3 protein-coding genes are annotated in these 4,465 nt (G+C 42.2%); all 3 read left to right on the top strand.

The genetic code is table 11. From position 1 onward, the window contains the following. The first annotated feature begins 637 nt into the window (after window positions 1-637). The 3 genes from QNI15_RS38710 to QNI15_RS38720 all read left to right on the top strand — a co-directional run bounded on the left by QNI15_RS38710 (window position 638) and on the right by QNI15_RS38720 (window position 3,623). Window positions 638-2,713, top strand: coding sequence for a tetratricopeptide repeat protein (locus QNI15_RS38710; RefSeq protein ID WP_314037562.1), 2,076 nt, complete (start codon window positions 638-640; stop codon window positions 2,711-2,713). Window positions 2,714-2,767: 54 nt separating this feature from the next. Then, complete coding sequence (locus tag QNI15_RS38715) at window positions 2,768-2,944, top strand: hypothetical protein (RefSeq protein ID WP_314037564.1); 177 nt, start codon at window positions 2,768-2,770, stop codon at window positions 2,942-2,944. Window positions 2,945-3,176: 232 nt separating this feature from the next. After that, window positions 3,177-3,623 carry a PRC-barrel domain-containing protein gene (locus tag QNI15_RS38720; RefSeq protein WP_314037566.1) on the top strand — a complete coding sequence of 149 codons (447 nt, stop codon included), beginning with the start codon at window positions 3,177-3,179 and terminating at the stop codon, window positions 3,621-3,623. Window positions 3,624-4,465: the final 842 nt, after the last annotated feature.

Here is a 4,465-nt window from a genome sequence, read left to right on the forward strand (position 1 = left end):
TTGGCGACCAGGACGTACCTTCCCTAGACCCAGACAGAAAAGTTCCCGACGAAAATTTCCTACTCATAAACGATCTGGATTGTAAACAGTCCTTAAGTTGACAGCATTGAGCGGACGCTGCTCTCAATGTGGGCACGGGTGGACACCCGCGCCAGAAACTTTCTTTGTGTTCAGAAAATTCAGGGTTTCGTTCCCGTCGTTGGTGTTATCACCAACGACCACTTTCCCACTATTCATGTTGGTGAGAACACCAACATGGGGAAAAAATCTTCCTTCTGTGCTTTCCTCCCCTTTTGTCCTTCTGAAAGAATCCCGTGGCAAAACCGGCGACCTTTCCGATTGGAGTGTATTTCTTCTCTCAGAAAACAAACGTAACTCTATTTGTCACGAGATCCTTACAGGAGGACAGATAAGGAGTTGATAGGGTAAAAAAGAGAGTTTTTCCCTAAAACCCTAAATTAAAAAAGTTATCGGACACGATAAGGCTTTACACTTCCTGTTGAATAAGAGCAGGGCAAATACTACCTTTGCTGGTTTTTATTTACGAGCTAACGACAGAAACTGTATACTAACTACACAGCCTACCTGTCTCGACATCAACAAGACTGCCCCAATCACATTTTAAACCCATATCCCAATGTTGCGATTTTGTTTATCGCTTTTACTGCTTACCCATGTACAATTCTGTTTTGCACAGAACGAACTTACCGATGCAGGCATATGCCTGAAAAACCAGAAACCCGGAGTCAATGCTCAATCTATCCGGACAGATACTGTTTTCGAACGTATCCTGGCTCCTATCCACAAGTATGAAGAACTTAATCTTTTCCTGGTAGAATGTCCAAAAATTAAGACCTGTCTGACCTATGAAGATGAGCAAGGCATTCGCTACATTCTGTACAATAAAAGTTTTCTTTCCAGAATTTTTGCAGGCAATAAAGTAGACTGGAATGCATTAGGTATACTGTCCTATGAAATCGGGCGCTACTTGAGCAATCAACCATTACATAAACAATCGGCTCCGTTAGAGGTATTGCGACAATATGAATGGGCTGCAGATGCCTATGTTGGTTTACTTTTAGAAAAACAGGGAGCCACAGAGGAACAAGCGCTATTCTATTTAACGAAAATGTCTCATCCGGATTGCAAGGATGAGATGCAATCTGAACATGCCTGTTTAGAAACAAGAAAAAAATCTGTTCTGGAAGGGTATACCGAAGCAAAGGGACAAATTGTGAGTACCACAAGTCAGAATGCAAGTGTGCACTATGTCAAAGGCGCTATCTCCCATTTGGCGCAACACTATCAAAATGCCATTAGCCACTACACACAGGCTATCAGTCTCGATGCCGGTTATAAAGGTATATATAATGATCGCGGACTTGCCTATGAAACCTTACACCGTTACGAGGAAGCCATTGCCGATTACACCAAGGCCATCAACATAGATCCAGCTAAGGCTGAATACTATTTCAATCGCGGAAATATCTATACCCAATTAAAACGTTATCAGGAATCTATTGCCGACTTCACTCAGGCAATTACACTCAAGCCTGACTATGTGGAAGCCTATAATAACAGAGCAAGCCTGTACAATGAGTTGGAACGTCCTCAGGAGGCTATGACAGATATCTCAAAGGCCATCGGGATCAAGCCAGATTTTGCGGAAACATATGTCAATCGAGGGAATGCCTACAATAAGTTAGGACGCTATCAGGAAGCATTGGCTGATCTGACAAAAGCTATCCAACTCAAGCCAAACATTGCCGAAGCCTATTCAAACCTCGGACGTACACATTTTTATTTGCAACACACCCAGGAAGCAATTGCAAACTATACCAAAGCCATTCAGCTTAAACCCGATTATCTGGCAGCCTACATCAATCGCGGAACTATATATACCCAATCGAAACGCTATCAGGAGGCGATACCTGATCTCACAAAAGCGATTCAGCTTGATCCCACTATGGCAGTAGTATACTTCACCAGAGGAATGGCCTATTATCAATTACGCCACGCTCAGGAGGCCATTGCTGATTTTACAAAGGCCATTCAGCTTAAGCCGGATTATACAGATGCCTATGCTAATCGGGGATATCTGTACAGTGAGTTGCGACAATACCAGGAAGCTATTACAGACTATACCAAAGTGATTCAACTTAAACCTGATCTGTCGGAAGCCTACTTTAGTCGGGGAAACATGTACATTAAATTTCAACGTTATCAGAATGCGTTAGAAGACTTTACAAAAACCATTCAACTCAAGCCAGCCTATACAGATGCTTATTTAAACCGAGGGCTTATATACAACATATTGCAACGTTATCAAGAAGCATTGGCAGATCTGACAAAGGTGATTCAACTTAAGCCAGATTACGCCAATGCCTATGTAAGTCGTGGGAACGTATACCTAAAATCACAACGCTATCAGGAAGCGGTAGAGGACTATACCCAAATGATTAAACTCAAACCTGATGATTCAGAATCGTATTTTAAACGAGGGGTTGCACTCAGTAATCTGCGAAAGTATCAGGAAGCACTTGCAGACTATACCAAAGTGACCACACTCAAACCTAATTTTGCAGACACGTATTATAACATAGGAGTCATTAAAGAAACCCTCAAACAAGATGCCTGTCCAGACTATGCGAAAGCATGCTCTTTGGGCTATAAAGAAGCTTGTAACTTATGCAAGCCCACTTCCAAAAAGTAAAGTAGTCCTGGTAATCAGGGCTACTTTTTATTTCCGTCGTTGGTGTTATCACCAATGACCACTTTCCCACCATTCAAGATAGATCCGAACAGACGTTCAAACCAGCGTCTTTCTACTCGAACAAGTACCAAAAGTGAAGTAGTAAAGATGCCTCTCAATGGACAAAGTACTTCCAAAATTAGCCAGCAACCAGGCATTGGTCAAGTCTTTGACGTACTGTCTTTCGGTTAGTCAAAGCTTTACTATATATGATATATTCTTTTCCTGAAAGCTTTTCCATCCTATAGGGGTACAAGTGCTGGTGTGGCAGAACTCTAGTAGAAATTCTATGGAAGAAAATCAGTTGAATGGTAGCAGTAATAAAGCACATCAAACAAAACAATTCTGATAATCAGACAGTTTAAAGTAAAGCGCTTGTTGTTCAACGCTCAGTTTTCCATTTTTAACCTTAAATTTTTTAACTATGAACACACCCACATTAGCATTGGGAGCACGCTTATCCGTTGTAAAACTTAAAGATCAGTCCGGACAAGAAATTGGCAAAGTCATCGAATGGTTGATGGATGTGGAAGAAGGTAAAGTAGTCTGTGTAATAGCAGAGTTCGAGCAGGGATCGTATGCCTTACCCTGGACAATGATGAAAGCAGACTTACAGTCAGGCGGTTATGTAATTGACACTGATAAGGTAAAAAGCTACAATGTACAAGTAGACCGAAATGCACTTGGTGACCTGGTGAGCGATAAAAACTTTCTGAATCAGTTATATCAGACGTATCAGCTACCGACGTACTGGCAGGACAATGCCTCTACCGGTCAGGGTACACAAGCTAATTCTACAGCTCCTTTTACACCAGGTCAAGCACCTAACGAAACGGCAAAGGAAGGAGAAGGTAAAGGCTATGGAGGATAATACATGTATAAGAGGTTGTCTAAATTAGCAGTAAAGAAGGGAAAAGGCTAGATTTTGTAGTGAGATGAGAGCATTTTGAGGGACGTAGCCAGTGGCCTTATCGTGTCCCATATCTTTTTTGGAAACAAAGAAAGTTTCTGGCACAAGTGTCCATCGGTGCCCATTATGAAAGCAGCGGACGCTCAATGCTGTCACGTAAGAAAGTTTGTTTCTTTTTTTCATATTTCTTTATTGTCCTTCTGAAAGAATTCTCTCTCTTCCTGTCCTTCTGAAAGAATCTTGTGACAAGACCGGCGGCTTTTCCGAGTGGAGATGATTTTTTCTCTCATAAAGGAAACGTGGCACTATTTGTCACGAGATTCTTCCAGAAGGACAAGGAGGAAAGCTGAGCTTTTCGGAAGAACAGGAAGAGAGTTTTTTTCATTCTTCTCCAGGTTGGTGATAATACCAACTTGCCTGAGGGGAAACAGCTCATTGGTGAGAACACCAACGACGGAAATAAATGCGTGACACGCTGCCAATCAGCACACCTTTGTCTTCTTAGAAGGTTCATCCCTCTCTGTCTTTCTGAAAGAATCCTGTGACAAATAGAGCCACATTTCCTTTATGAGAGAAAAAATCATCTCCACTCGGAAAAGCCGCCGGTCTTGCCACGAGATTCTTCCAGAAGGACAGGTGAGATAGTTTGAGTGGTTTTCTTAAGGGGACAGCATTGAGCGTCCGCTCAATGCTGTCAACTTAAGGACTGTTTACAATCCAGATCGTTTATGAGTAGGAAATTTTCGTCGGGAACTTTTCTGTCTGGGTCTAGGGAAGGTACGTCCTGGTCGCCAAGGGATCTT

Source organism: Xanthocytophaga flava, assembly GCF_030068545.1.
In the GTDB taxonomy this organism is placed as follows: Bacteria; Bacteroidota; Bacteroidia; order Cytophagales; family 172606-1; genus Xanthocytophaga; species Xanthocytophaga flava.

Excerpts from the sequence above, each read along its gene's own strand:
- QNI15_RS38710 (WP_314037562.1), top strand. The coding sequence starts at position 638 with ATGTTGCGATTTTGTTTATCGCTTTTACTGCTTACCCATGTACAATTC.
- QNI15_RS38715 (WP_314037564.1), top strand. The coding sequence starts at position 2,768 with ATGACCACTTTCCCACCATTCAAGATAGATCCGAACAGACGTTCAAAC.
- QNI15_RS38720 (WP_314037566.1), top strand. The coding sequence starts at position 3,177 with ATGAACACACCCACATTAGCATTGGGAGCACGCTTATCCGTTGTAAAA.